The sequence below is a fragment of the Burkholderia sp. MSMB0856 genome, assembly GCF_001524645.2.
GTDB lineage: Bacteria > Pseudomonadota > Gammaproteobacteria > Burkholderiales > Burkholderiaceae > Burkholderia > Burkholderia diffusa.
This window is the reverse complement of the sequence record NZ_CP013428.1, coordinates 620,100-645,113: the sequence shown is the minus strand read 5'-3', so window position 1 is coordinate 645,113 and position 25,014 is coordinate 620,100. Positions and strand designations below refer to the sequence as shown.

20 protein-coding genes are annotated in these 25,014 nt (G+C 66.9%); 7 read left to right on the top strand and 13 right to left on the bottom strand.

Features of this window, described 5'->3' with window-relative positions; genetic code table 11:
• Position 1: 1 nt before the first annotated feature.
• Positions 2-418 (bottom strand): succinate dehydrogenase, cytochrome b556 subunit, encoded by a 417-nt coding sequence (gene sdhC, locus WS87_RS20555; RefSeq protein ID WP_059601793.1) that lies wholly within the window; start codon positions 416-418, stop codon positions 2-4.
• Positions 419-586: 168 nt separating this feature from the next.
• Positions 587-1,417: a GntR family transcriptional regulator gene (locus WS87_RS20550; RefSeq protein WP_082088449.1), complete on the bottom strand. Its 831-nt coding sequence runs from the start codon at positions 1,415-1,417 to the stop codon at positions 587-589.
• A gap of 288 nt (positions 1,418-1,705) precedes the next feature.
• Here WS87_RS20550 and WS87_RS20545 point away from each other — a divergent pair, with 288 nt between their 5' ends.
• The 5 genes from WS87_RS20545 (at position 1,706) to acnA (ending at position 8,868) form a co-directional block, all read left to right on the top strand.
• Positions 1,706-2,692 carry a malate dehydrogenase gene (locus WS87_RS20545; RefSeq protein ID WP_044843799.1) on the top strand — a complete coding sequence of 329 codons (987 nt, stop codon included), beginning with the start codon at positions 1,706-1,708 and terminating at the stop codon, positions 2,690-2,692.
• Positions 2,693-2,876: 184 nt separating this feature from the next.
• Positions 2,877-3,881, top strand: a complete 1,005-nt coding sequence (locus WS87_RS20540) for an HpcH/HpaI aldolase/citrate lyase family protein (protein WP_059818788.1) — start codon at positions 2,877-2,879, stop codon at positions 3,879-3,881.
• Between the two features lie 223 nt (positions 3,882-4,104).
• Positions 4,105-4,614: a hypothetical protein gene (locus tag WS87_RS20535; RefSeq protein WP_059524708.1), complete on the top strand. Its 510-nt coding sequence runs from the start codon at positions 4,105-4,107 to the stop codon at positions 4,612-4,614.
• Between the two features lie 32 nt (positions 4,615-4,646).
• The gene (locus WS87_RS20530; protein ID WP_059699912.1) at positions 4,647-6,098 is read left to right on the top strand and encodes a bifunctional 2-methylcitrate dehydratase/aconitate hydratase; all 1,452 of its coding nucleotides are present in this window, start codon (positions 4,647-4,649) and stop codon (positions 6,096-6,098) included.
• A 52-nt stretch (positions 6,099-6,150) separates the two neighbouring features.
• A complete protein-coding gene (acnA, locus tag WS87_RS20525; protein ID WP_059818787.1) occupies positions 6,151-8,868 on the top strand; it encodes an aconitate hydratase AcnA in 2,718 nt (905 codons plus the stop codon).
• A 119-nt stretch (positions 8,869-8,987) separates the two neighbouring features.
• Here acnA and WS87_RS20520 read toward each other — a convergent pair whose 3' ends face one another.
• From WS87_RS20520 to WS87_RS20510, 3 genes are read right to left on the bottom strand one after another with little or no spacing between them, the layout of a single operon-like run.
• Positions 8,988-9,416, bottom strand: coding sequence for a DUF1801 domain-containing protein (locus WS87_RS20520; protein ID WP_059818786.1), 429 nt, complete (start codon positions 9,414-9,416; stop codon positions 8,988-8,990).
• Entirely contained in the window at positions 9,413-9,844 is a 432-nt protein-coding gene (locus tag WS87_RS20515) for an SRPBCC family protein (protein ID WP_059699908.1), read from the bottom strand. Before WS87_RS20515 ends, WS87_RS20520 begins: the two co-directional genes overlap by 4 nt.
• Positions 9,841-10,164, bottom strand: a complete 324-nt coding sequence (locus WS87_RS20510; RefSeq protein WP_059524698.1) for an ArsR/SmtB family transcription factor — start codon at positions 10,162-10,164, stop codon at positions 9,841-9,843. The genes WS87_RS20515 and WS87_RS20510 overlap by 4 nt, the downstream gene beginning before the upstream one ends.
• 699 nt (positions 10,165-10,863) lie before the next feature.
• On the opposite strand from WS87_RS20510, the gene WS87_RS20500 reads away from it, so the two are divergent.
• On the top strand, positions 10,864-12,603 hold the full coding sequence (locus tag WS87_RS20500; RefSeq protein WP_059818785.1) for a S53 family peptidase: 1,740 nt from the start codon (positions 10,864-10,866) through the stop codon (positions 12,601-12,603).
• 82 nt (positions 12,604-12,685) lie between these two features.
• Here WS87_RS20500 and WS87_RS20495 read toward each other — a convergent pair whose 3' ends face one another.
• The 5 genes from WS87_RS20495 to WS87_RS20475 form a co-directional block, all read right to left on the bottom strand.
• The gene (locus tag WS87_RS20495; RefSeq protein WP_063888579.1) at positions 12,686-14,113 is read right to left on the bottom strand and encodes an MFS transporter; all 1,428 of its coding nucleotides are present in this window, start codon (positions 14,111-14,113) and stop codon (positions 12,686-12,688) included.
• A 241-nt stretch (positions 14,114-14,354) separates the two neighbouring features.
• On the bottom strand, positions 14,355-15,191 hold the full coding sequence (locus tag WS87_RS20490) for an ABC transporter permease (RefSeq protein ID WP_059525632.1): 837 nt from the start codon (positions 15,189-15,191) through the stop codon (positions 14,355-14,357).
• Between the two features lie 37 nt (positions 15,192-15,228).
• Complete coding sequence (locus WS87_RS20485) at positions 15,229-16,485, bottom strand: ABC transporter permease (RefSeq protein ID WP_059819621.1); 1,257 nt, start codon at positions 16,483-16,485, stop codon at positions 15,229-15,231.
• 102 nt (positions 16,486-16,587) lie between these two features.
• Positions 16,588-17,634, bottom strand: coding sequence for an ABC transporter substrate-binding protein (locus WS87_RS20480; RefSeq protein ID WP_059818784.1), 1,047 nt, complete (start codon positions 17,632-17,634; stop codon positions 16,588-16,590).
• A 79-nt stretch (positions 17,635-17,713) separates the two neighbouring features.
• Positions 17,714-18,805: an ABC transporter ATP-binding protein gene (locus WS87_RS20475; protein WP_059818783.1), complete on the bottom strand. Its 1,092-nt coding sequence runs from the start codon at positions 18,803-18,805 to the stop codon at positions 17,714-17,716.
• A gap of 107 nt (positions 18,806-18,912) precedes the next feature.
• Between WS87_RS20475 and pdxR the strand changes: the two genes are divergently transcribed.
• Positions 18,913-20,436, top strand: coding sequence for a MocR-like pyridoxine biosynthesis transcription factor PdxR (gene pdxR, locus WS87_RS20470; protein ID WP_059818782.1), 1,524 nt, complete (start codon positions 18,913-18,915; stop codon positions 20,434-20,436).
• 9 nt (positions 20,437-20,445) lie between these two features.
• On the opposite strand, the gene WS87_RS20465 is transcribed toward pdxR, so the two are convergent.
• The 3 genes from WS87_RS20465 to WS87_RS20455 all read right to left on the bottom strand — a co-directional run bounded on the left by WS87_RS20465 (position 20,446) and on the right by WS87_RS20455 (position 24,947).
• The gene (locus WS87_RS20465) at positions 20,446-21,480 is read right to left on the bottom strand and encodes a lipase secretion chaperone (protein WP_059818781.1); all 1,035 of its coding nucleotides are present in this window, start codon (positions 21,478-21,480) and stop codon (positions 20,446-20,448) included.
• 3 nt (positions 21,481-21,483) lie between these two features.
• The gene (locus WS87_RS20460) at positions 21,484-22,578 is read right to left on the bottom strand and encodes a triacylglycerol lipase (protein WP_059818780.1); all 1,095 of its coding nucleotides are present in this window, start codon (positions 22,576-22,578) and stop codon (positions 21,484-21,486) included.
• 236 nt (positions 22,579-22,814) lie between these two features.
• A complete protein-coding gene (locus WS87_RS20455) occupies positions 22,815-24,947 on the bottom strand; it encodes a TonB-dependent copper receptor (protein ID WP_059819620.1) in 2,133 nt (710 codons plus the stop codon).
• Between the last annotated feature and the right edge of the window lie 67 nt (positions 24,948-25,014).

Sequence of the window (25,014 nt, the reverse complement as noted above, 5' to 3'; positions counted from 1 at the left end):
CTTAGAATGCTCCGAACAGTTTGAGTGCCATGGCGATCGTCAGGGCGATCGAGACGACAAAGACGACGACGGCCGTCCGCTTGCCGCCTTCCTTCGAGACGGCGTCGTGATTGACGTCCATCAGCAGGTGGCGAATGCCGGCGCAGAAATGGTGGAGGAACGCCCAGGACAACGCGAGGACGATCAGCTTGACGACGATGTTGGAGAGGAAAGCCTTGAAGACTTCGAAGCTGAGCTCGGAGGTGAGGCTCTGATCGAAGAGGAACAGCAGGAACGGCAGGAACAGGAACAGCAGCGCGCCGCTGACTCGATGGAGGATCGACAATATCGCCGCCAAGGGCATGCGATATTTCATCGTGATATCGCCGAATCCGATGTTCCGGTATTCCGGCCTCGGCTTTCTTACTGCGTCAGTCATGCTAGACCCCTACTATGTTGTCACACTAATCCGCGATTTTAGCGCCTTTTTATATCGCGCTGCAGCGAAAGTCTGCTCTGGATCATTACGCGAACGGGAATAAAGGCGGCCCGAAACGTGCTACGCGAACATGGGGAGCGCGCGCACGCTGCTTGTGCCGATACGTCGTCAGCTCAAGTCATTCTGATAGTAATACCCGGTTGTGACATACCAGCCGCGTCGCACTTCCACCGGCCGGTCTCCGTATGTATAGGACACACGCTCCACAGACAGCAAAGGAAAACCCGCCGGCACGTGCAGCAGGTCGGCCACCGCCGGCTCCGCCGCCACCGCGCGGATCTTCTCCGTCGCGCGGATCATCCGCGTGCCGAATTCCGTCTCGAACATCGCGTAGAGCGGCCCCTTGTACTCGCTCAGCCGCTCGAACGTGAGCCCGCGGAACATCGCGCCCGGCAGCCAGATCTCGTCCAGCACGGTCACTTCGTTCTCGAACTCCAGCAGGCGGCGCACCTGCACGACCGGGTCGGCCGGCTTCAGGTCGAGCTGCCGCGCGATCTCGGCCGGCGCGCGCAGGCGCCGGCATTCGAGCAGGCGACTCACGTGCGGATGCTCGGCACCGTCGTCGGCCAGCAGACGCAGAAAGCGGAACTGCGCGCGATCTTCGTTGTGCGTTGCAACAAAAGTGCCCTTGCCCTGCCGCCGGACCACCAGGTTTTCGGCGGCCAGTTCGTCGATCGCCTTGCGAACGGTGCCCTGGCTGACCTTGTAACGGGCCGCGAGCTCCACTTCGCTCGGAATGATCTCGCCCGGCTTCCACTCGCCGGATTCCAGGCTTTGCGTGATCAATGACTTGATCTGCTGGTATAACGGACTGAAGGTCGGCGACGGTGAAGCGGCAGGCGCAGGCGCCGGCACGGAATCGCCCGCGCCCGGCTGCCCTGGGCCGCCTGCGCCGGTCGGATTCGCGTTGTTCGCCTGGTTCGATGTCATGGCGCGCATTTCATCACAAACCGCGCTTTTCCGTCCACTCAAATTCCGCAAAACATCTGTCTTATATAAGACATATGATACCGTTTGACTTTGGGTCCATCGGCTCCTACACTCCGGGGCGAGCAAGGGTTCGCGGGTGCAAAATGCGTCCCCGGCTACGTGCCACGGCCGTCTCCAGGTTCACCGCGTCTGCCTTTCGCGAGTCCTCCGCCCTGCTTCAATGCAACGCTACGCGTAACGCGCATAGAATGGCGTTTTGCCTAGCGTCCACCGCTTCACCCGTCCTGGAGATTTTCAATGGCTAAGCCCGCAAAGCGCGTTGCCGTCACCGGCGCCGCAGGTCAAATCGCTTACTCCCTGCTGTTCCGCATCGCGAACGGCGACCTGCTCGGCAAGGACCAGCCGGTCATCCTGCAACTGCTCGACCTCCCGCAAGCCCAAGCCGCCGTCAAAGGCGTCGTGATGGAACTCGACGATTGCGCGTTCCCGCTGCTCGCGGGCGTCGTGATCACCGACGATCCGAAGGTTGCATTCAAGGATGCGGACGTCGCGCTGCTGGTCGGTGCACGTCCGCGCTCGAAGGGCATGGAGCGCAAGGACCTGCTGTCGGCAAACGCCGAGATCTTCACGGTCCAGGGCGCCGCGCTGAACGAAGTCGCGAGCCGCGACGTGAAGGTGCTGGTCGTCGGCAACCCGGCGAACACCAACGCGTACATCGCGATGAAGTCGGCGCCGGATCTGCCGAAGAAGAACTTCACGGCAATGCTGCGCCTCGACCACAACCGCGCGCTGTCGCAGCTCGCGGCGAAGTCGGGCAAGCCGGTCGCATCGATCGAAAAGCTCGCCGTGTGGGGCAACCACTCGCCGACGATGTACCCCGACTTCCGCTTCGCGACCGTCGAAGGCGAGTCGCTGCTGAAGCTGATCAACGACGACGTGTGGAACCGCGACACGTTCATCCCGACCGTCGGCAAGCGCGGCGCGGCGATCATCGAAGCGCGCGGCCTGTCGTCGGCAGCGTCGGCGGCGAACGCGGCGATCGACCACGTGCGTGACTGGGTCCTCGGCACGAACGGCAAGTGGGTCACGATGGGCATCCCGTCGGACGGCTCGTACGGCATCCCCGAAGACATCATCTACGGCGTGCCCGTCACGTGTGAAAACGGCGAGTACAAGCGCGTCGAAGGCCTCGAAATCGACGCATTCTCGCGCGAGAAGATGGACGGCACGCTGGCCGAACTGCTCGAAGAGCGCGACGGCGTCGCTCATCTGCTGAAGAACTAAGCAGACTGCATGGCCGGGCCGCCTCCGGGCGGTCCGGTCACGGCACGGGCGGCGGGCCGGCAGCCGGCCCCGCCGCCCGATCCGATCCGGGCACGTTTTGCCGCTCCAGGCGCCCCGCGCGCCGGCCCAGAACGCGCCCGAATCCGATTTTCTCCACGTTGCCCGCCTCCTTGACGTAGAAGAGATGTCCGCGCTCACTCCTGCACAAGTGCTGTACGACGGGGCGTCCCCGCCCGCGATCCTGCCCTGCTGCGATCACTACGCGGGCAGCGAGAAGCTGATGCGCAAGTCGCTCGCGCTCCAGGCCGAACTCGGCCCCGTGTTCGACATCACGCTCGACTGCGAGGACGGCGCAGCCGTCGGCCAGGAAGCCGCGCACGCGCAGCTCGTCGCCGAACTTCTCGGCAGCGCCGAAAACCGCTTCGGGCGTGTCGGCGTCCGCATCCACGACTTTTCCCATCCCCACTGGCGCGACGACGTGCGCATCGTGCTGCGCGCCGCGCGCGCGCCGGCCTACGTCACGCTGCCGAAGATCGCGAGCGCCGCGGACGCGGCCGAGATGGTCGCGTTCATCGAAGGCACGCGCCGCGAACTGGGCCTCGCGCAGCCGATCCCGGTCGACGTGCTGGTCGAGACGCACGGCGCGCTCGCGCAGGCGGCCGCGCTCGCCGCGCTGCCGCTGGTCGGCACGCTCAGCTTCGGGCTGATGGACTTCGTGTCCGCGCATCACGGCGCGATTCCCGATGCGGCGATGCGCTCGCCCGGCCAGTTCGACCACCCGCTCGTGCGCCGTGCAAAGCTCGAAATCGCCGCCGCCTGCCACGCGCACGGCAAGACGCCGTCGCATAACGTGACGACGGAGGTGCGCGACATGGCCGTCGTCGCCGGCGACGCGCGTCGCGCGCGTGACGAATTCGCGTTCACGCGGATGTGGAGCATCCATCCCGCGCAGATCCGCCCGATCGTCGACGCATTCGCGCCGCGCACCGATGAAGTCGCGCTGGCCGCCGAGATCCTGCTGGCCGCGCAGGCCGCCGACTGGGGCCCGACGCGCCACGGCGATACACTGCACGACCGCGCGAGCTACCGCTATTACTGGTCGGTGCTGCGCCGCGCACGGGCGACCGGCCAGCCGGTGCCGGCCGAGGCCGCGCCGCTGTTCGGCCCGGCCGCCGGAGACGCGCGGTGAGCGCGCGCCGACACACGCATTTCATCGAATCACCGGAGCGTGAACCCGCGACAGGTTTGCGAAACGACAAAAAACGTAACGGAGCCCGAAAACCTGAAATATGCGCGGCCAAATAGGTGAAAATAGCGGCCGCTGCGCGCTTCCGGGGCGCGTGCAGTTTCAAACCGGTCGACGGTGTCTGCCGCCGGCCCTTGTCAACTGATTATCGAAAGGTTCTGACTCCATGAAGAAACTCCTGATCGCTACCGCCATCGGCGCGTTGTCCGCCACGATGCTGGTGTCGGCTCCGAGCGCGTTCGCCCAGGATACGGCGACGACCGCGAAGAAGACGGCCAAGCGCCCGGCGCCGGCCAAGCGCATCGTTCCGCGCAGCAAGAAGGCGCAGGCGCGTGCCGCGGCCAAGGTCGATCCGGTACCGGACGGCGCAGCCAAGTGGGCGTGCAAGGACGGCCTGTCGTTCGACCTCGCCGGCGACATGAAGCGTGACCAGGTCGTCACGGTTCACTGGGCGAAGAAGAACTACAAGCTGCCGCGTCAAGCCACGACGACGGGCGCCGACACGTTCTACGATCCGGCCGCGGGCTTCAAGCTGGTCGTGATCCCGAGCAAGGCGATGCTGTTCAGCGACGCCAACGGCGGCGAGCGTCTCGCCGACGAATGCGTGACGCCGGAAATGGCGCAAGGCACGCCGGCTCCGACGCAATCGAACGAACTGAAGCCGGCAACGAACTAAGCGCCCGCGTCTTCACGCTCCCAGGCCCCTCGATGTCCGCCTCGGTCTCCAACGTCCGCCCCGCTCCGGATACGGTACTCGTCGATATCGTCGACTACGTGCTGAACACCGGAATCGACAGCGCGCTCGCGCTGGAGACGGCGCGTCATTGCCTGATCGACACGCTCGGATGCGGACTCGAGGCGCTGTCCTACCCGGCCTGCACCAAGCTGCTCGGCCCCGTCGTGCCCGGCACGATCGTGCCGAACGGCGCGAAGGTGCCCGGCACGTCCTTCCAGCTCGATCCCGTCCAGGCCGCTTTCGACATCGGCGCGATGATCCGCTGGCTGGATTTCAACGACACCTGGCTCGCCGCCGAATGGGGTCATCCGTCCGACAATCTCGGCGGAATCCTGGCGACGGCCGACTGGCTGTCCCGCACGGCCGTCGCGGCCGGCAGGAAGCCGCTTTCCATGCGCGACGTGCTCGTCGCGATGATCCAGGCCCACGAGATCCAGGGCTGCCTCGCACTCGAGAATTCGTTCAACGCGGTCGGGCTCGACCACGTGCTGCTCGTCAAGGTCGCGTCGACGGCCGTCGTCGGCCGCCTGCTCGGCCTCACGCGCGACGAGCTGATCAACGCGGTATCCAACGCATTCGTCGACGGCCAGGCGCTGCGCACGTACCGCCACGCGCCGAACACCGGTTCGCGCAAGTCGTGGGCGGCCGGCGACGCGACATCGCGCGCGGTGCGCCTTGCGCTGATCGCGAAAACGGGTGAAATGGGCTACCCGTCGGCGCTCACCGCGAAAACCTGGGGCTTCTACGACGTGCTGTTCGGCGGGCAGCCGTTCCGCTTCCAGCGCCCGTACGGCACGTACGTGATGGAGAACGTGCTGTTCAAGATCGCGTTCCCCGCCGAATTCCACGCGCAGACGGCCGCCGAGGCCGCGCTGCAACTGCACGCGCAGCTCGCCGCTGCGGGCCGCACGACCGACGAGATCAGCCGGATCACGATCCGCACGCACGCGGCCGCGATCCGCATCATCGACAAGCAGGGGCCGCTCGCCAATCCGGCCGACCGCGACCACTGCATCCAGTATATGGTGGCCGTGCCGCTGCTGTTCGGCCGGCTGACCGCGGCCGATTACGAAGACGCGGTCGCCGCCGATCCGCGCATCGACGCGCTGCGCGCGAAAACCGTGTGCGTCGAGGATCCGCAGTTCACGAAGGATTACCATGACCCGGCCAAACGATCGATCGCGAATGCGCTGACGATCGAATTCGCGGACGGGTCGAAGCTTGCCGAAGTGGCGGTCGAATACCCGATCGGCCATCAGCGACGCCGTGCGGACGGCATCCCGCTCCTGGTCGAGAAGTTCAGGACCAACCTCGCCCGTCGCTTCCCGGCAAAGCAGCAACAAGCGATTCTCGACGTGTCGCTGGACCAGGCAAAGCTCGAAGCGATGCCGGTCGATGAGTACGTCGATCTGTACGTGATATAGCCGTCATTTACAGGACTCTTTGTTTCCTAGCCTTAAACCCAGGAAAATCACCATGGCCCACAATCTCCACAAGACCCTCAAGGAATTCGACAGCGGTTTCGGCAAAGGCAAGTTCTACTCGCTACCGCAGCTCGGCAAGGAACTGAAGACGAAGATCGAACGCCTCCCGGTGTCGATCCGTATCGTGCTCGAGTCCGTGCTGCGCAACTACGACGGCAAGAAGATCACCGAAGAACACATCGAGCAGCTCGCGAACTGGAAGCCGACCGCGAAGCGCGTCGACGAGATTCCGTTCGTGGTGTCGCGCGTCGTGCTGCAGGACTTCACGGGCGTGCCGCTGCTCGCCGACATCGCGGCCATGCGCGGTGTGGCAGAGCGTTCGGGCAAGAACCCGAAGAAGATCGAGCCGCTGGTCCCGGTCGATCTCGTCGTCGACCACTCGGTCCAGATCGACTACTTCCGCCAGAAGGACGCGCTCGACCTGAACATGAAGCTGGAATTCCAGCGCAACAACGAGCGCTACCAGTTCATGAAGTGGGGCATGCAGGCGTTCGACACGTTCAAGGTCGTGCCGCCGGGCGTCGGCATCGTCCACCAGGTGAACCTCGAATATCTCGCGCGCGGCGTCCACAAGAAGGCAGACGGCGGCGACACCGTGTACTACCCGGATACGCTCGTCGGCACGGACAGCCACACGACGATGATCAACGGCATCGGCGTGGTCGGCTGGGGCGTGGGCGGCATCGAGGCGGAAGCCGGCATGCTCGGCCAACCGGTGTACTTCCTGACGCCGGACGTCGTCGGCGTCGAGCTGAAGGGCAAGCTGCGCGAAGGCGTGACGGCCACCGACCTGGTGCTGACGATCACCGAAATGCTGCGCAAGGAGAAGGTCGTCGGCAAGTTCGTCGAGTTCTTCGGCGAAGGCACGAAGTCGCTGTCGCTGCCGGACCGCGCGACGATCGGCAACATGGCGCCGGAATACGGCGCGACGATGGGCTTCTTCCCGGTCGACGAAAAGACGATCGACTACTTCGAAGGCACGGGCCGCACGAAGGCGGAAATCGCCGCGTTCGAAAACTACTTCAAGGCCCAGAAGCTGTTCGGCATTCCGAAGGCCGGCGACATCGACTACACGAAGACGGTGACGCTCGACCTGGCAACGGTCGCCCCGTCGCTGGCCGGCCCGAAGCGCCCGCAGGACCGCATCGAGATCGGCAACGTCAAGTCGACGTTCACCGACCTGTTCTCGAAGCCGGTCGCGGAAAACGGCTTCGCGAAGAAGGCGGACGACCTGAACGCGCAATACACGACGAGCAACGGCGTCGACGTGAAGAACGGCGACGTGCTGATCGCCGCGATCACGTCGTGCACGAACACGTCGAACCCGAGCGTGCTGCTGGCCGCCGGCCTGCTCGCGAAGAAGGCCGTCGAAGCCGGCCTGACCGTCGCGCCGCACATCAAGACGTCGCTCGCGCCGGGATCGCGCATCGTCACCGAATACCTGACGAAGACGGGCCTGCTGCCCTACCTCGCGAAGCTCGGCTTCGAAGTCGCCGCCTACGGCTGCACGACCTGTATCGGCAACGCGGGCGACCTGACGCCGGAACTGAACGAAGCGATCACGAAGAACGACATCGTCGCGGCTGCGGTGCTGTCGGGCAACCGTAACTTCGAAGCGCGCATCCACCCGAACATCCGCGCGAACTTCCTCGCGTCGCCGCCGCTGGTCGTCGCCTACGCGATCGCCGGCAACATCACGCGCGACCTGATGACCGAGCCGGTCGGCAAGGGCAAGGACGGCTACGACATCTACCTCGGCGACATCTGGCCGACCAGCGATGAAATCCACGCGCTGCTCAAGTTCGCGCTCGACCCGAAGAAGTTCGAGGACAACTACTCGAAGCTGACCAAGAAGGGCGACCTCTGGAGCAAGATCGAGGGCGAAACGGGCCAGGTCTACGACTGGCCGAAGTCGACCTACATCGCCGAGCCGCCGTTCTTCGGCAACGACTTCTCGATGGAGCCGGCCGCGTCGATCCCGACGGTCAAGGGCGCGCGCGCACTGGGCATCTTCGGTGACTCGGTCACGACCGACCACATCAGCCCGGCAGGCTCGATCAAGGAAGACTCGCCGGCAGGCAAGTGGCTGAAGGAGAACGGCGTGCAGAAGGCCGACTTCAACAGCTACGGCTCGCGCCGCGGCAACCACGACGTGATGATGCGCGGCACGTTCGCGAACGTGCGGATCAAGAACCTGATGATCCCGGCGAAGGCGGACGGCACGCGCGTCGAAGGCGGCCTGACGATCCACCAGCCGAGCGGCGAACAGCAGTCGATCTACGACGCGGCCATGCAGTACGTCGCGGCCGACACGCCGACCGTCGTGTTCGCAGGCGAAGAGTACGGCACGGGCTCGTCGCGCGACTGGGCCGCGAAGGGCACGCAACTGCTCGGCGTGAAGGCCGTGATCGCACGCAGCTTCGAGCGGATCCACCGCTCGAACCTGGTCGGCATGGGCGTGCTGCCGCTGCAGTTCAAGGGCGCGGACAGCGTCCAGTCGCTCGGCATCACCGGTGAAGAGACGTACGACATCGAAGGCCTCGGCGACGACTTCAAGCCGCAGCAGGACGTCACGCTCGTGATCCACCGCAAGAACGGCGAAGCGACCCGCGTGCCGGTGCTGCTGCGCATCGATACGCCGATCGAAGTCGACTACTACAAGCACGGCGGTATCCTGCCGTTCGTGCTGCGCTCGCTGCTCGCAGCGTAAGCGTCCTGCTTTTGCAGGTGCCGCAGCCGCCTCGCGGCGGTTGCGGCCGATTTGGATGCCCGACCTCGTGTCGGGCTTTTTTTATGCGCGCGCGACTGGAGCGCAATGTCGGCGGTACGTCATGCGGCCTTGTTGCCGCGTGCCTTGGCCCCCGCCCGCACGTTCTTCTTCAGGTGCGCGCGGTTGTAGTCGATCGCCGCGCGAACGAGGCGCTTCAGCGCGCGCTTGTCGAGCGTGTCGCCTTCGAGGAAATCGATCGCGCGCCGCGCATTGCCGTCGAGGCCGGCATTGAACAGCCCGTCGGGATCGGGCAGGTGCGCGCCGTGCATGAACGTGAGCTTCACCTTGCCCTTGTGCGCGTTCGCGACCGCGATCATCCCGTCGCACGACCACACCGGGCTGCCCATCCATTTCCATTCCTCGACAATGCCGTCTTCGGCGGCAAGGATCGTCTCGCGCAGTTCGGCGAAGGTCTTGCCTCGCCAGTCGGCGATTCCCGCGATCAGCGCGTCGATGCGTGCCGACGGCTCCAGGTCTGGCGCGCTCATGCCCCGGCCTCCGGTTCTCCATCGGGACGCGCCAGCACCTGTTCGAGCGATTCGAAGAATCGCACCCACCCGTGCTGCGCCCCGCGATACGCCTGTTCCTGATCCGCGCGGAAGCCGGCCTGCTCCATGCGCAGCAGCGTGCCGCCCGGCGTCGGCGTGAGCGTCCACGTGACGACACTTTCCAGGCCATACGCGGCCCATGTATAGGACAGCACGCGCTGCGGCTCGATCGTCAGCACCGTGCAGTCGACCGAACCCCAGTCCGCGCGGAAGCTGAACGCACGCCCCGCCACGGGCTCGAAGTCGCTCTGCATCAACCACGCCTCGATCAGGTGCGGTTGCGTGAGCGCACGCCAGATCTTCTCCGGCGGATGCGACAGTTCCCGTTCGACGACGACGGTACGCGTTTCGGTAGTGGCCTGGTTCATTGATCCATCCTTTTGAGCAGATCTTCGAGAGCGTCGAACCGGTTCTGCCAGAAGCCGGCCATCTGGCTGGTCCAGTCGATCAACGGCGTCAGCGCCTGCGGCTGCGCGCTGTAGTGCGTCTGCCGGCCTTCGTGACGGTCGCTCACGAGCCCGGCCTGCTTCAGTACGCCCAGATGCTTCGATACCGCCGGCTGCGACACGCCTGCATGGGCCGTGAGTGCGGCGACCGTCAACTCGCCCTCCTCGCACAGCCGCTCGAAGAGCGCGCGGCGCGTCGGATCGGCCAGTGTTCTGAAAAGCAGGTCGTGAGCGTCGTGCATGTTCGAATCAATAACCCGATGGTTATGGATTGAAGCATAGCCGGCGAACGATACGCGTCAAGGAGGAATTTCGCGCGTGACGTCGTTCGATCCGCAGTGTGCTCGTTCGCCGGCGCGGGCCGAGCGGCAACGGAACCGCTGGCGACGGACATCCGGCGCGCGCCGAATCGGCGCCATCGTTCGCATTCGAGCATTTCCTCTAATCCGCTCGCCCGACCCGCGAACCGAAAGCACGCTGCAAGACTCGGCATCGCGCTGTTCCACAGTTCGGGAAACGCTCGCGATCGACCGGCCCCGTTTCTGTGCATCCGCGCATCGCGGCGTCGTCGCGTTGGCGTCATGGCGACGCTTGACCACATAGTGCAACGCGCGACGCACCGACGCCCCATCACACGCAATGCGCTTTCGCGGCGATTCGCTCCGCAATCGCGCGCATTCCGATACCGCAACGAACGAGTCGTGCGTGCAAACGTCGTCGACCGCAGCGCGATCGCGTCGCGAACCGGTTCCCTTCGGCGGCACCGATGCCGCGTGCGTCGACGCCGCCGCGCATGCGCGCGAACCCGCCGATGTCAGAACTGACAGCTATGGAAACTGGCAGCTACCTGAACGGCACCGACGCCCTACGCTCGTCACCGCTCGCGGCCCCACAAGGGCCGGGGGCTCCAGCAACGTCGTCTCTCCTAAAAAGGACTCCCGATGAAAAGGAACGCCTGGTTTGCCCTCCCCCTTCCGTCGCCCCGCCGCCTCGCGTGCGCGTGGCCGCTCGTGCTCGCCGCCGGCGCGGCGCATGCGACGACGGACTGGGTCGACACCCACACGAAGGCCTTTCTGACCGGCCCGCAACTGATGGCGCGCAGCGCGGCGCCGTCGCTTGAACTCGCGGCCGGCGAGACGACCGACGTCGTCGTCAGCCTGAAGCTGCGCAACGCCGCGCAGCTCAAGCAGCTCGCGCACGACGTGAACCGGCCCGGCAACGCGCATTACCGCCAGTACCTGACGCACGAGCAGTTCCTCGCCAGCTACGCACCGACCGACGCCCAGGTGAAGTCGGTCGTCGACTATCTGCGCAAGAGCGGCTTCGTGAACATCGAAGTGGCGCCGAACCGGCTGCTGGTGTCAGCGCGCGGCACGGCCGGCACGGTGAAGACCGCGTTCAACACGTCGCTCGTGCATTTCCAGTACGCGGGCCGCTCGGGCTTCGCGAACGCATCGACCGCGCAGGTGCCGCGCGCGCTCGGCGACGTCGTCGGCTCGGTGCTCGGGTTGCAGAACGTCGCGCGCGCACGGCCGATGCTGCGCATCGGCAACGTCGCGAAGCCGCAGGCACTCGCGGCCGGCACGGCCACCGGCCACTATCCGAAGGAATTCCCGGGCCTCTATAACGCGACCGGCGTGCCGACCGCGGCCGGCGTGACCGTCGGCATCATCACGATCGGCGGCGTGTCGCAGACGCTGCAGGACCTGAAGCAGTTCACGTCGAGCAACGGTTACGGCACGGTCACGACCCAGACCGTCAAGACCAACGGCACCGGCACGAGCGGCAGCTACAGCGACGACCAGGACGGCCAGGGCGAATGGGATCTCGACAGCCAGTCGATCGTCGGCTCGGCCGGCGGTCAAGTCGGCAAGCTGGTGTTCTACATGGCGGACCTGAACGCCGCCGGCAACACGGGGCTCACGCAGGCATTCAACCGCGCGGTGTCGGACAACACCGCGAAGGTGATCAACGTGTCGCTCGGCTGGTGCGAAACCGACGCGAACGCGGACGGCACGATCGACGCCGAGGAACAAATCTTCACGACGGCTGCCGCGCAGGGCCAGACGTTCTCGGTATCGTCGGGCGACGAAGGCGTCTACGAGTGCAACAACCGCGGCTATCCGGACGGCGCGAACTACACGGTGTCGTGGCCGGCCGCGTCGCCGCACGTGCTCGCGATCGGCGGCACGACGTTGTACACGACGTCGGCGGGCGCATTCTCGAACGAAACGGTGTGGAACGAAGGCCTCGACGGGAACGGCAAGCTGTGGGCCACGGGCGGCGGCGTCAGCACGGTCCTGCCGGCGCCGGCGTGGCAGTCGGGCAGCAATCGTCAGTTGCCCGATGTATCGTTCGACGCCGCGCAAAGCACGGGCGCGTACATCTACAACTACGGCCAGCTGCAGCAGATCGGCGGCACGAGCCTCGCCGCGCCGATCTTCACCGGTTTCTGGGCGCGTCTGCTCGCGGCGAACGGCACGGGTCTCGGCTTCCCGGCCGGCAAGTTCTATGCGGACGTTCCGTCGAACCCGTCGCTCGTGCGCTATGACGTCGTGTCGGGGAACAACGGCTATCAGGGGTACGGCTACAAAGCAGGCACCGGCTGGGATCTGACGACCGGCTTCGGCAGCCTGAACATCGCGAACCTCAACAAGCTGATCCAGACGGGCGGCTTCTGAGCGTGATGCGAAGGCCGGCGCGCGGCGGTCGTTCGCCGCGCGCCGGCCGGGAAACTCGCGGGCAGCGGGCGCGTACGGAACGCTACTCCGTCGCCGGCTCCTTCGCCGGCGTCGCCGCGACCGATGCGACCGGCGCACCGGCCCGATGCGACGGTGCGAAGAGCCGCAGCCCGCTCGCGACGCTCGCGGCACCGGCAAAGCCCGCACCGAGCATCAGCGCGAGCGTCGGCCCATGACGCCCGGCGATCCCGAACGACAGCGCGACGAGCGCCGCGCCGGTCGCCTGCCCGATCAGCCGCGCGGTCGCGATGATGCCGCTCGCGCCGCCGCTGCGCTCGGGAGGCGCGCTCGACATCAATGCCTTCAGGTTCGGCGACTGGAAGAAACCGAAGCCCGCGCCGCACAGCATCATCCGCCAGCCGATGTCGACGACGTTCGGCGCCGCCGGCAGCGCGGCGAGCGACACCATCCCCGCGCTCAGCAGCGCGAGCCCGATCGCGCCGAGCAATCCGGGCGGATAGCGATCCGAAAGCCGGCCCGCGATCGGCGCGGCGAGCGCGACGATCGCCGACCATGGCGTCATCAGGAAGCCGGTCTCCACCGCGTCGCGATGCAGGACGGTTTCGAAGTAGAACGGCAGCGACACGAACGCGAGCCCCTGCGCGGCGAATGCACACACGGCCGTCAGCGCGGACAGCGTGAACACCGGCCGGCGGAACAGGTCGACCGGCAGCATCGGCGCCGGGTGCCCGGCCTGGCGGCGGATCAACAGCGCCCCGAACGCGAGCGCGACCGCGGCAGCCGCGAACACGACGGACAGCGGCCCGCGCTGCGCGAATTCGCCGAGCGCGAAGATCAGCGATGCGAACGTGATCACGTTGAACAGCGCGGCGAGCGGATCGAACGCATGCTTGCCGCGCGCCGTCTGCGGCAGCGACGGAATCGCCACGGCAAGCGCGAGCACGCCGAGCGGCACGTTCACCGCGAACAGCCACGGCCAGGCGGCCACCGACAGGATCAGCGACGCGATCGTCGGCCCCACGGCGAACGACACGCCGACGACCAGTGCGTTGAAGCCGACGCCGCGCCCGAGCCGGTGCGCGGGAAACAGGTTGCGGATCAGCGCGACGTTCACGCTCATGATCGCGCTCGCGCCGAAGCCCTGCACGATCCGCGCCGCCGTCAGCTGCGGCAGCGTCGCCGCGAGCGAGCAGCCGAGCGACGCGAGCGTGAACACCGCGAGGCCCGCGACATACACGCGCTTGTGACCGACGATGTCGCCGAGCGACGCGAACGGCAGCAGCGTCGCGACCATCGCGAGCTGGTAGGCGTTGATGATCCACACCGACGCGGCCGGCGACGCGTGCAGGTCGGTGGCGATCGCGGGCAGCGCGGTGTTCGCGATTGCCGTGTCGAGCGTCGCGAGCGCGACGGCCAGCAGCACGGCGGACATCGCGCGCCAGTTGACGGCCGGCTCGCGGGCGCCGGCAGGGGATGCGAATTCGGACAAGATGAGGCTCGGCTGACGAGCGACGCGCGGCGTCGCGGATTGAGCGGCGCGGCACCGGGCGCCCCTGCTGCAAGAACGGAACGCGCGGCACTGCGAGCCGTATTGTTGCAGAGCCGCGTCGAACGTGCAGGCGACCGCGTCGTCAGTCAGCGAAACGAAAGCTTCGGTGCGCCGCGTCGAGTGCGCGGCATCGTTGAAAACGCAACGATCGACGGCACACCGGACGCTGCGCTTCCGGCCGTCACGACACCGCGCGCCGCGCGTTGCGCCCGCGCAGCCATTCGAGCGCGAGCAGCAGGCTCGTCGAGAAGATGATCAGGATCGTCGCGAGCGCGGCGATCGTCGGGCTGATGTTCTCGCGAATGCCGGTGAACATCTGGCGCGGCAGCGTCGTCTGGTCCGCACCCGCGAGGAACAGCGTGACGACGACTTCGTCGAACGACGTCGCGAACGCGAACAGCGCACCCGACATCACGCCCGGCGCGATCACCGGCAGCGTCACGCGGAAGAACGTCGTGACGGGATTCGCGCCGAGCGACAGGCTCGCGCGCACCAGGTTCTGGTTGAAGCCCTGCAGCGTCGCAGCCACCGTCGTCACGACGAACGGCACGCCGAGCGCCGCATGCGCGGCGATCAGCCCCGTATAGGTGTTCGCGAGCCCGAGCGGCGCGAAGAACAGGTACATGCCGACGCCGACCACGACCACGGGCACGATCATCGGCGAAAGCAGCACGGCCATCAGGAGCCCCTTGCCGCGGAAGTCCGCCTTCGTGAGGCCGATCGCGGCGAGCGTGCCGAGCACGGTCGCGACGACGGTCGCCGACGGCGCGACGATGAAGCTGTTCTTCGCGGCCATCCGCCACTCGTCCGACGCGATCAGGTTCTCGTACCAGCGCATCGAGAAGCCCGGGATCGGATAGACGAGGAACGTGCTCGACGAAAACGACAGCGGCACGATGGCGAGCACCGGCAGGATCAGGTACAGCAGCGTCAGCACGACGAGCACGCGCAGCGCGACGTACCACGCGCGCTCGACGAACGACATGTGCGGCGCGAACAGCGGCCTGGCGAGTTTCATGGTCGGCATCCCCTTCCCGTTTCGTTGTGCGCGGCGCTCAGCCGAGGCTCACGTTGGTGCGCGTGAAGCGCCCATATACCGCATACAGCACCAGCGTCGCCGCGAGCAGCAGCCCGCCGAGCGCGCACGCCATGCCCCAGTTGATCGTCACGTTCGTGAAGTACGCGACGTAGTAGCTGACCATCTGGTCGTTCGGCCCGCCGAGCAGCGCAGGCGTGATGTAGTAGCCGATCGCGAGGATGAACACGAGCAGCGCGCCGGCGCCGACGCCCGGATAGGTCTGCGGCACGTACACGCGCCAGAACGCGGCGAACGGATGGCTGCCGAGCGACACGGCCGCGCGCTGGTAGGTCGGCGGGATCGACTTCATCACGCTGTAGAGCGGCAGGATCATGAACGGCAGCAGGATGTGCGTCATCGAGATGTACACGCCGACGCGGTTGAACAGCAGCGTCAGCGGATGCGAGATCAGCCCGCTGCCGATCAGCGCCGTGTTGATGAGCCCTTCGCTCTGCAGCAGCACGATCCACGCGGCGACGCGCACCAGCACCGAGGTCCAGAACGGAATCAGCACGAGGATCATCACGAGGTTCGCGCGCCGCTCCGACAGCGTCGAGATCCAGTACGCGAGCGGATAGCCGAGCAGCAGCGCGAACAGCGTGACCGCGACGCCGATCACGAACGTGCGGCCGAAGATCGCGAGATAGATCGACTGATCGGGATCGGCCTGCACGATCCGGCCGAAGCCGTCCTGCTTGTGGTCGAGCGCGGCGAGCAGGTAGAACGGCGACATCTGGCTGCCGTTCTTCGCGATCGACTGCCAGTACGCAACGTCGCCCCAGCGCGAATCGAGATCGATCAGTTTCGCGCGCGTTTGCGCGGGCGTCAGCGCCGCGTCGTTGTCGCCTTTCAGCGGCATCGCGCGCGCCGTCTTCGCGACGAGCGAGCGGTAGCCGGGAATCTCGGTGTTCAGGCGCCGCGCGAGTGCGCCCATCGCCTCGCTGTCGGCGACCTTCGTCATGTCGACCGCGAGCGCGGCATACGCGGCGTCTGCCGGTGGCGCCTTGCGGTCCCAGCCCGACAGCGCGGCGATCGTGTTCGGCAGCGCGGTCGCGATCTCGGGGTTCTGCACCGCGCGCGTGAGCAGCGTGCCGATCGGCACGACGAAGATGAGCAGCAGGAAGATCGCGAGCGGCGCGATCAGCAGCAGCGCCATCGTGCGCTTGCGGGCCTCGGCGGCCTTCAGCTCGCGCTTGAGCGCGGCTGTCGACGGCGAGGAAGGAGCGATCGTCATCGTGTTCAACGGTTCTCTCCGGCCGGGCTCGATCCGGCGGAATGCCGCGCGACGCAGTCGATGCGCCGCGCGGCAGGTTGCATCAGGACACCTGAGTAGCGGTTACTTCGTCGCCCACGCGGCGAAACGCTGCTCGAGCTCGTCGCTGTGGTCGGTCCAGAAGCCGATGTCCTCCAGCACCGCGTTCTTGCCGTTGGCCGGCGAGTTCGGCAGGTTCGCGAGCGTCTTCGCGTCGAGCGACTTGATCGCCGCGATGTTCGTGGGGCCGTACGCGATGTGCTGCGCATACCCTTGCTGCGGCTTCGGCGTCAGCGTGTACGCGATGTACTGCTCGGCCAGCGCCTTGTTCGGCGAGCCCTTCGGAATCGCCCAGTAGTCGAGGTCGTAGATGCTGCCGTTCCACACGACCTTCAGGTTCTTGCCTTCCTTCTGCGCGGCATCGATACGGCCGTTGTACGCGGTCGACATCACGACGTCGCCGGCCACCAGGAACTGCGGCGGCTGCGCGCCCGCTTCCCACCACTGGATGTACGGCTTCAGCTCGTCGAGCTTCTTGAACGCGCGGTCCTGGCCGGCCTTCGTGCCGAGCACCTTGTACACGTCCTTCGTCGCGACGCCGTCGGCCATCAGCGCGAACTCGAGGTTGTAGCGCGCGCCCTTGCGCATGCCGCGCTTGCCGGGGAATTTCTTCACGTTCCAGAAATCGGCCCAGCCGGTCGGCGCGGTCTTCAGCTTGTCCGCGTTGTACGACAGCGCGGTCGACCACACGAAGAAGCCGACGCCGCACACCTGCGGCGATTCGGGAATCAGATCGGACTTCTTCGCGATCTTCGACCAGTCGAGCTTTTCGTACAGCCCTTCGTCGCAGCCGCGGTTCAGGTCGCCCGATTCGACTTCGACCACGTCCCAGTTGACGTGCTTCGCCTCGACCATCGCCTTCACTTTCGCCTGCTCGCCGTTGTACTCGACGGCCGTGACCTTGTTGCCGGTCGCCTTCTCGAACGGCTGGTTGAATGCGGCCTTTTGCGCGTCGCCATTCGCGCCGCCGAAGTTGACGACCGTGAGTTCGGTCGCCGAGGCCGATGCGCCGACGACGGCGAGCGCCAGTGCGAGCGCGGTGCGACGCGCGGTAGAGCTTGCTCCGTTCATGATGGTTCCTCTCCTCTCGTGGTGGAAGTGGGCAGTTGTTGTTGACGACGTGCTGCGATAAAAGCGGGAAAACCCTGCGTCAGGCGAATACGCGCAGATGCTCGGGCGCGAATGCGAGCGATACCGGCGCGCCGGGCGAGAACGCGTCGAGCGCGCCCGTGCCGAGCGGCACCTTCACGAAGCATTCGTCCTGGCCCGGCAGCGCGCAGCGCATGCGCACGTGATCGCCGAAATAGATGAGACTGCGCGCCTCGCCGTTCACGCGGTTGGCGGTGCCGTTCGCGTGGCCGTTCGCGAGGCTCATGCGTTCGGGCCGGATGCATGCGACGGCCGGCGCGCCTTCGGCCGCGTCGCCGATGCGGCGACCGACGAGCTGCGTGCCGTCGTCGAGGCGGAATTCGCAGAATTCGCCGTCGACGCGCGCGATGGTGCCGCGCAGCCGGTTGCTGTCGCCGATGAAGTTCGCGACGAATTCGTTGCACGGCGATTCGTACAGGCGGTCGACGGTATCGAGCTGCTGCACGATGCCCTTGTCGAACACCGCGACGCGATCGGACATCGTCAGCGCCTCGCCCTGGTCGTGCGTCACGTAGACGAAGGTCACGCCGAGCTTCTCGTGCAGCGCCTTCAATTCGTACTGCATGTGTTCGCGCAACTGCTTGTCGAGCGCGCCGAGCGGCTCGTCCATCAGCACGAGCTTGGGCTCGAACACGAGCGCCCGCGCGAGCGCGATGCGCTGCTGCTGGCCGCCCGACAACTGCGCCGGATAGCGTTTCGCGAAACGCTCCATCTGCACCATCTTCAACGCATGCGCGACGCGCTCCGCGCGCTCGGCCGGCGGCAGCTTGCGCACCGACAGCGGATACGCGACGTTCTGCTCGACCGTCAGGTGCGGAAACAGCGCGTAGTTCTGGAACACCATGCCGATGTTGCGCTTGTGCGGCGGCACGGTGTTCAGCAGTTCGCCGTCGAGGCGGATCTCGCCGCCCGTCGGAAACTCGAAGCCCGCCAGCATCATCAGGCAGGTGGTCTTGCCCGAGCCGGACGGCCCGAGCAGCGTCAGGAATTCCCCTCGGTGGATGTCGAGGTCGAGCGATTTGACGACCAGCGTCTCGCCGTCATAGGTCTTCCGCACGCCGCGAAAGCTGACGATCACATCATCGGACTTCATCGTGGCTGTCCCCTTGCTGCGCGACAAACGTTTTTGAGATGGGCCCACTATACGGTGCGTACGGTTCTACAATAGGGAACCATTTCAATATTCCTAGTAGGACCACTTTGGATACCGTGATCCTGGCCGACTGGCTCTCCGCCCGTCTCGACCGCAGCTCGTCCGAGCCGATGTATCGGCAGTTGCTGCAACTGATGCAGCAAGCCATTCTTACCGGGGAATTAGGGCCAGGGACGAAGCTACCCAGTTCGCGCACCCTCGCGGCAGATCTGTCGATCGCGCGCAATACCGTGCTGCACGTGTACGACCAGTTGACGGCCGAAGGCTATGTGCTGACGACGACCGGCAGCGGCACCTATGTGGCTGACACGCGCCCGGACGCGGCCGCGATCCGCGTGCCGGGCGCCGCGCCGCCGCCGTCCGACGCCGGTGCGGCGGCGCAGCAGGACGCACAAGGCGACCTGTCGATGCGTGGCCGGCAGTTGATCGAGCACGCGGGCGTGTCGCGGCGCCAGTGGGGCGCGTTCATGCCGGGCGTGCCGGATGTGTCGGAATTCCCGAGCCGGACATGGAGCCGCCTGCAGGCGCGCCTCTGGAAAGAGGCGAATCCCGAGTTGCTGACCTATTCGCCGGGTGGTGGCTACCGGCCGCTGCGCCGTGCGCTCGCCGACTATCTGCGCGTCGCGCGCTCGGTCAAATGCTCGCCGGACCAGGTGATAATCACGACCGGCATCCACCAGTCGATCGACCTCGCGGTGCGGCTGCTGTCCGACATCGGCGATCGCGCGTGGGTCGAGGAGCCGTGCTACTGGGGCGTGCGCAGCGTGCTGCAGGCAACCGGCCTCGCGCTCACACCGGTGCCGGTCGATCAGGAAGGCATCGATCCGAGCGCGAACGACATGCAGCATCCGCCGCGACTCGTGCTCGTCACGCCGTCGCACCAATATCCGCTCGGAATGGTGATGAGCCTTGCACGGCGCCGGATGCTGCTCGAGTACGCGCGCCAGCACCGCTGCTGGATCATCGAGGACGACTACGACAGCGAATTCCGCTACGGCAGCCGCCCGCTTGCGTCGCTGCAGGGGCTCGACGACGGCGGCCGCGTGATCTACGTCGGCAGCCTCGGCAAGATGCTGTTCCCGGGCCTGCGGATGGGCTACATGGTCGTGCCGGAGCATCTTGTCGACACGTTCCGCACCGGGTTGTCGGAACTGTATCGCGAGGGCCAGCTGATGCAGCAGGCCGTGCTCGCCGAATTCATCATGGACGGGCACCTGACTTCACACGTCAGGCGAATGCGCACGCTGTACGGCGAGCGCCGGCAATTGCTGATCGATGCGATCCATGCGCGCTTCGGCGACGCGCTGCCCGTGATGGGCGACGAGGCCGGCCTGCATCTGGTGCTCGGCCTGCCCGACACGTGCGACGATCGCGCGGTCACGCAAAGCGCATTCGACGCGGGGGTGATCGTGCGTCCGCTGACCAGCTACTACAGCAACCTCGACACCGCGCGGCGCGGGCTGCTGCTCGGCTATGCGTGCGTCGCGCACGAAGGCATCGGCCCCGCGTTCGACACGCTCGCGGCCACCATCGAACAGCATCTGCCGCGGCACGTCACGCGCGCGGCATGACCGTGTGCGTCACTGCGCGGCAGCCGTGCCGCGGTCGAGCGACGCCGCGCGCATCGCTTCGCCGGGCCTCGTGAACATCCGCTGCCGCAGCGCAGCGATCTGCGCGTCGCGATCCTGCGGCGACAATCCGGCCGCGCCGATCTGCGCACGCTGCGCCGCATAGTCGGCGTAGCGGCTCTGCCACGATGCGTCGTCCTGCTGCATCTGCGCGACGCGCGCGGCGGCTTCCGGGCCAAGTGTCTGCGTCAATTGCGCGCGCATGGCGTCCGACGTCGCCCCGCTCTTCTGCAACTGTGCGATCAGGTCGATCGCGGCCTGCTGCCGGTCGGCCTTCTGCCGTGCCGCGCGTTCGTCGGCGGGCATCTGCTGCGCGAGCGCTGCGAGCCGCTCCGCCTTCTGTGCATCCGTCAGCGTGCGGTCCTGCGCAATCTTCAGCCGCGCGAGATCGTAGCGCTGCCGCCACTGCTCCGAGCCGAAGAACGGCTGGCTCCAGTCGCCGAGCGTGCGCGACGCGATCGACGCGCGCCGATCGAGCGCGAGCTGCAGCGCACCGAGATCGGACTTGTCGACCGCGCCCGCCTCAGGCAGCTTCGCCAGCGCGTCGAGATACGCGCGATATCGATGCCAGACGTCGAGCGCCTCGGGTTGCGCGACCGTGCCGTCGAGCTGTGCGGCGATCTCGCGTACGACGAGTGCGTCGAGCGCGGCCGCGTTCAGGTCGCTGCGCGCGGTCAGGCAGTAGTCGAAGAAATCGCGCACCGCGCGCGACTTCGCGAGATGGCCGCCGGCATCGAGCGGCAGCCTCGGCGCACTGGAACCGGCGAGCGGCGGCGGCAGGTCCGCGCTCGCGGGCAATGCGGCCTGCGGCGGGGCGGCGCTCGCCCCGCCGAGCATTGCCGCGTCGGCCGACGCATGCGTCGCGTCCGCGCCGCGATGCGATGCCGTGCCGCTCCAGATCGCGACGCCGGCAATCGCCGCCAGCCCCACCGCGCCATAGACCGCTACGCGCCGCGCCAGCGGCGCGCGTCCTTCACGTGCCGTCATCGATCACGCGCCCGCGAGCTTCAGCCGGTTCGCATGCGTGCGGATCACCGCGACCGGATCTTCCGCATTCGCGCCGCGCACGCCGAGCAACTGGTTGATCTCGTCGAGATGGTTCCACTTGTAGCTCGTGCTCAGCACCTTCCCGTACAGCGCACTGCACTTCGACACAAGCCCGTCGTTCTGGCCCGAGGCGCGATTGATCATCACCGTGCCCGTGCCGAACAACGCAAGCGTCGACAGGTCCAGCGCGTTTGCCGGGTCGATCAACGGAATCGTGCTGGTGTCCGTCGCGCCCGTCACGCCGAACGCGGAGACGGTCGGCTGGATCGCCGTGCCGGCCCACGAATACAGCAGGTGCGTATTGCCACCGACGGTTTCCGTCGGCGCACCCGTCTGGCAGCTGCCCGGCGCGCCGAGGCCCGCGCTCGGGTAATTCTGGTTGTACGTGGCGGCCTGGGAAGTCGTCAGCGTCTTCAGTGCGGCGAGCGCGTCCTGGTTGGTGTTGTTGCTGCTGCTCGTCAGGATACCGAACACATTGGCGAACGCCGCGATCACCGACGACGACAATCCGGTCGGATCGTAGGCAAGCACGCTCTGCACGAAGTCGGCGAACTCCGAGCCGCGATGCGGCGTGCCGATCGTCGTCACCGACGCGACAAGATCGGGCGCGACGGCCGCGACATAGCGCGACGTGAGGCCGCCCTGGCTGTGACCAACCAGGTTCACCTTGGTCGCACCGGTCGCTGCGAGCACCGTCTTTACGTAAGCGAGCAGTTGTTCGCCGCGCCCGTTCGGCCCGTCGTCGCTCTGGAACCCCGACAGGTTCGCGACGTAGACGGTCGCGCCATGCTGCTGCAGGTCCTCCTGGATGCCGTACCAGTACTCGAGCACGCCCGCGTACTTGTCGGTGCCGGTGAGCCCGTGCACGAGGATGATCGGATAACGCGTCGCCGCGTAGTCGTCCGCCGGCGCGGTTGCCGCCATCGCCGCGTGCGTCGTTGCGAGCGTCATCAGCGCGGTCGTCCCCGCGAACGGCGCGACGCTCATCGCGCAAGCCACTGGCCCTGCCACCACCCTGGAACGCATCGATCTGGCCATGTATGTTCTCCTGATTATTGTGCTGCCGGTGCGAATGAGATCGGATCGACGCGCACGGCGGGTCGCGAACGGGACGGTCGCGGGCAACGTGTGCGTCGAGTACAGGAGTGAATCACGAGTCGCGAACGTTTGCGCCCTGACTAGATACGGTTCTCTAATCGGTTGACGCGCCCCGCCCATTCGGGCGGGGCTGCGTTCACGCGTACGCATGCTGCATCGCACACGCGCGCCGCGCGTTACAGCTTCGCACTCACACGCACCCATGCCGTGCGCCCCGGCTCCATCACCGGCGCGTTCGCCGGATAGCCGAAGCCCGCATTGCCGGCGAGGTTCAGATGCTCGGTGTAGGCCTTGTTCAGTACGTTGTCGATGCCGACCGAGATCTGCACCTTCTTGCTGACGTTGTACTGCGCATGCAACGACAGCACGCCGAATCCAGCGCTCGGACCGAAGTCCTTGCCGACCACGTTGCCTTCGTTCAGGGCATAGCGATGCTGCGGTGCAACGACCCGCCACAGGCCGCCGGCCGACCATGCGCCGTGCGTGTATTCGAGCCCGAAGCGCGCCTCGAGCGGCGGCATCTGCGGCAGCGGATCGCCGCTCGTCGCGTTGCGCCCCCACGCATACGCGAGCGACGTCTCGACGCGCAGCGGTGCGACCGGCCGCCACGACACGCCGGCTTCGCCGCCCATGATCTGCGCGTTGACGTTGGTCGCCTGCGTGGTCGGACCCATCATCCCGGCCGCGTAGTTGAACAGGATGTAGTCCTGCACAGATCCCGCGTAGGCCGACACCCACGCATCGAACCGGTCGCTCTTGTACTGCGCGCCGATGTCGAGCTGCGTGGTCTTCTCCGGCTGCATCGCCGAGAACGCGTTGATCGAGCCGGCCGGCCCGCGCTTCGCGGAGAACAGCTCCCAGTAGTCCGGATAGCGTTCCGCGTGACCGATCCCCGCGTACCATGTGACCGGCAGCGCGGCGAGATCGCGCTCGTACCGCACGAAGCCGCTCGGCAGCACGCGCGCGCGATCGTCGTCGAAGGTCGGGTTCGGCTTGCTCGACATCATCCCGCGCGTCGTCGCACGCTTGTCGCGCGCGCTCGCGTAGTCGACCCGCGCGCCGCCGATCACGCGCGACGCATCGCTCGCATACCACGTCAGCTCGCCGAACGCGCCGGCGTTCCACATCGTCGCCTGCGCATCCCACGGCTGGTCGCCGTAGTTCTGTCGCCCCATCGCCGAGCGGGCATCGAGCCGGTTCGACTGCGCATCGACGCCGGTCACGAGCTTGAAATCGTCGCCGAATCGGAACGTCGCGGCCGCCCGCGCACCAAGCGTGCGGCGCCGCACCTCGGATGCCATTCGCATCGGCATGCTGCTGGTCGGGTCGGGTTGCCGCAGCGTGTAGTTGTCCATCACGTGGTCGGCTTCGTTGTAGTACACGCGCGCTTCGATCCGGTCGAGCACGTCGCCGAGATGCCGCTTGTCGAACGACAGGCCGAACGTCTCGCGGCGGAAATGCGCGCCGTCCATCCCGCGCCCCGCGTAGCGCGCATAACCGTCACCGGTGCCCGCCGTCAGTTCGACGCGCGTGTGATCGTCGGGCGTCCAGCCCAGCGCCGCGTCAGCGTTCCACTTGTCCCATTGCGACGGCACGGTGTTGCCGTTGCCGTCCTCGTAGTCCTGCGCATGCGCATGGTTCGCGGTCACGCGGCCGTAGACGTCCGGCGTACCGGCCGTCACGTCGACGTTCTGATCGTTGCGGCCGAACGATCCGCCGACCACGCTGCCGTCGAAGCGCATGCCGGGCCGCTCGAAGCGCGGCGTCACGCGTTCGAACAGCACGGTGCCGGCCGACGCGCCGGGGCCGTACAGCACCGTCTGCGGGCCCTTCACGACGGTAACCTTGTCGTAGCTTTCCGGCGCGATGTACGAAGTCGGCGCATCCATCCGGTTCGGGCACGCGCCGAGCGTCGGCATCCCGTTCGCGAGGATGTTCAGCCGCGACCCGAACATCCCGCGCAGCACGGGGTCGCCGTTGGTCCCGCCGCTGCGGATCGACGTGAAGCCGGGAATCGTCTTCAGGTAGTCGGCACCGTCGCTCGCCGGCAGCGGCTGGCGCGGCGTCTTCGGATCCGTGACGACGACGAGCGGCGTCGTCAGCGGCGACGCTACGACTTCGACGGGCGGCAGCAGCACGGCCGCGTCGTCCGTCGGCGCACCGGCGGCCTGCGCGGATTCGGTCGCGGCCGCGGCGGCGGCCATCGCGCCGACGGCCAGCGCGGGAACGGTGAGTTTCAACATGCGCGGCACGCGCCGCGCACGGGAATGGCGCGCCGCCCTCGGCGCGCGCAAGGAAAGAATGGTCATGATCGACAGCCCGAGTGACGCCCTCCACGCGGCCTCGACGGACCGCACGGATATCGGCGATGAATGG

What these genes read in the sequence shown, in the direction of transcription:
- sdhC (WP_059601793.1), bottom strand. Translation starts at nt 418, where the DNA reads ATGACTGACGCAGTAAGAAAGCCGAGGCCGGAATACCGGAACATCGGA.
- WS87_RS20550 (WP_082088449.1), bottom strand. Translation starts at nt 1,417, where the DNA reads ATGCGCGCCATGACATCGAACCAGGCGAACAACGCGAATCCGACCGGC.
- WS87_RS20545 (WP_044843799.1), top strand. Translation starts at nt 1,706, where the DNA reads ATGGCTAAGCCCGCAAAGCGCGTTGCCGTCACCGGCGCCGCAGGTCAA.
- WS87_RS20540 (WP_059818788.1), top strand. Translation starts at nt 2,877, where the DNA reads ATGTCCGCGCTCACTCCTGCACAAGTGCTGTACGACGGGGCGTCCCCG.
- WS87_RS20535 (WP_059524708.1), top strand. Translation starts at nt 4,105, where the DNA reads ATGAAGAAACTCCTGATCGCTACCGCCATCGGCGCGTTGTCCGCCACG.
- WS87_RS20530 (WP_059699912.1), top strand. Translation starts at nt 4,647, where the DNA reads ATGTCCGCCTCGGTCTCCAACGTCCGCCCCGCTCCGGATACGGTACTC.
- acnA (WP_059818787.1), top strand. Translation starts at nt 6,151, where the DNA reads ATGGCCCACAATCTCCACAAGACCCTCAAGGAATTCGACAGCGGTTTC.
- WS87_RS20520 (WP_059818786.1), bottom strand. Translation starts at nt 9,416, where the DNA reads ATGAGCGCGCCAGACCTGGAGCCGTCGGCACGCATCGACGCGCTGATC.
- WS87_RS20515 (WP_059699908.1), bottom strand. Translation starts at nt 9,844, where the DNA reads ATGAACCAGGCCACTACCGAAACGCGTACCGTCGTCGTCGAACGGGAA.
- WS87_RS20510 (WP_059524698.1), bottom strand. Translation starts at nt 10,164, where the DNA reads ATGCACGACGCTCACGACCTGCTTTTCAGAACACTGGCCGATCCGACG.
- WS87_RS20500 (WP_059818785.1), top strand. Translation starts at nt 10,864, where the DNA reads ATGAAAAGGAACGCCTGGTTTGCCCTCCCCCTTCCGTCGCCCCGCCGC.
- WS87_RS20490 (WP_059525632.1), bottom strand. Translation starts at nt 15,191, where the DNA reads ATGAAACTCGCCAGGCCGCTGTTCGCGCCGCACATGTCGTTCGTCGAG.
- WS87_RS20485 (WP_059819621.1), bottom strand. Translation starts at nt 16,485, where the DNA reads ATGACGATCGCTCCTTCCTCGCCGTCGACAGCCGCGCTCAAGCGCGAG.
- WS87_RS20480 (WP_059818784.1), bottom strand. Translation starts at nt 17,634, where the DNA reads ATGAACGGAGCAAGCTCTACCGCGCGTCGCACCGCGCTCGCACTGGCG.
- WS87_RS20475 (WP_059818783.1), bottom strand. Translation starts at nt 18,805, where the DNA reads ATGAAGTCCGATGATGTGATCGTCAGCTTTCGCGGCGTGCGGAAGACC.
- WS87_RS20465 (WP_059818781.1), bottom strand. Translation starts at nt 21,480, where the DNA reads ATGACGGCACGTGAAGGACGCGCGCCGCTGGCGCGGCGCGTAGCGGTC.
- WS87_RS20460 (WP_059818780.1), bottom strand. Translation starts at nt 22,578, where the DNA reads ATGGCCAGATCGATGCGTTCCAGGGTGGTGGCAGGGCCAGTGGCTTGC.
- WS87_RS20455 (WP_059819620.1), bottom strand. Translation starts at nt 24,947, where the DNA reads ATGACCATTCTTTCCTTGCGCGCGCCGAGGGCGGCGCGCCATTCCCGT.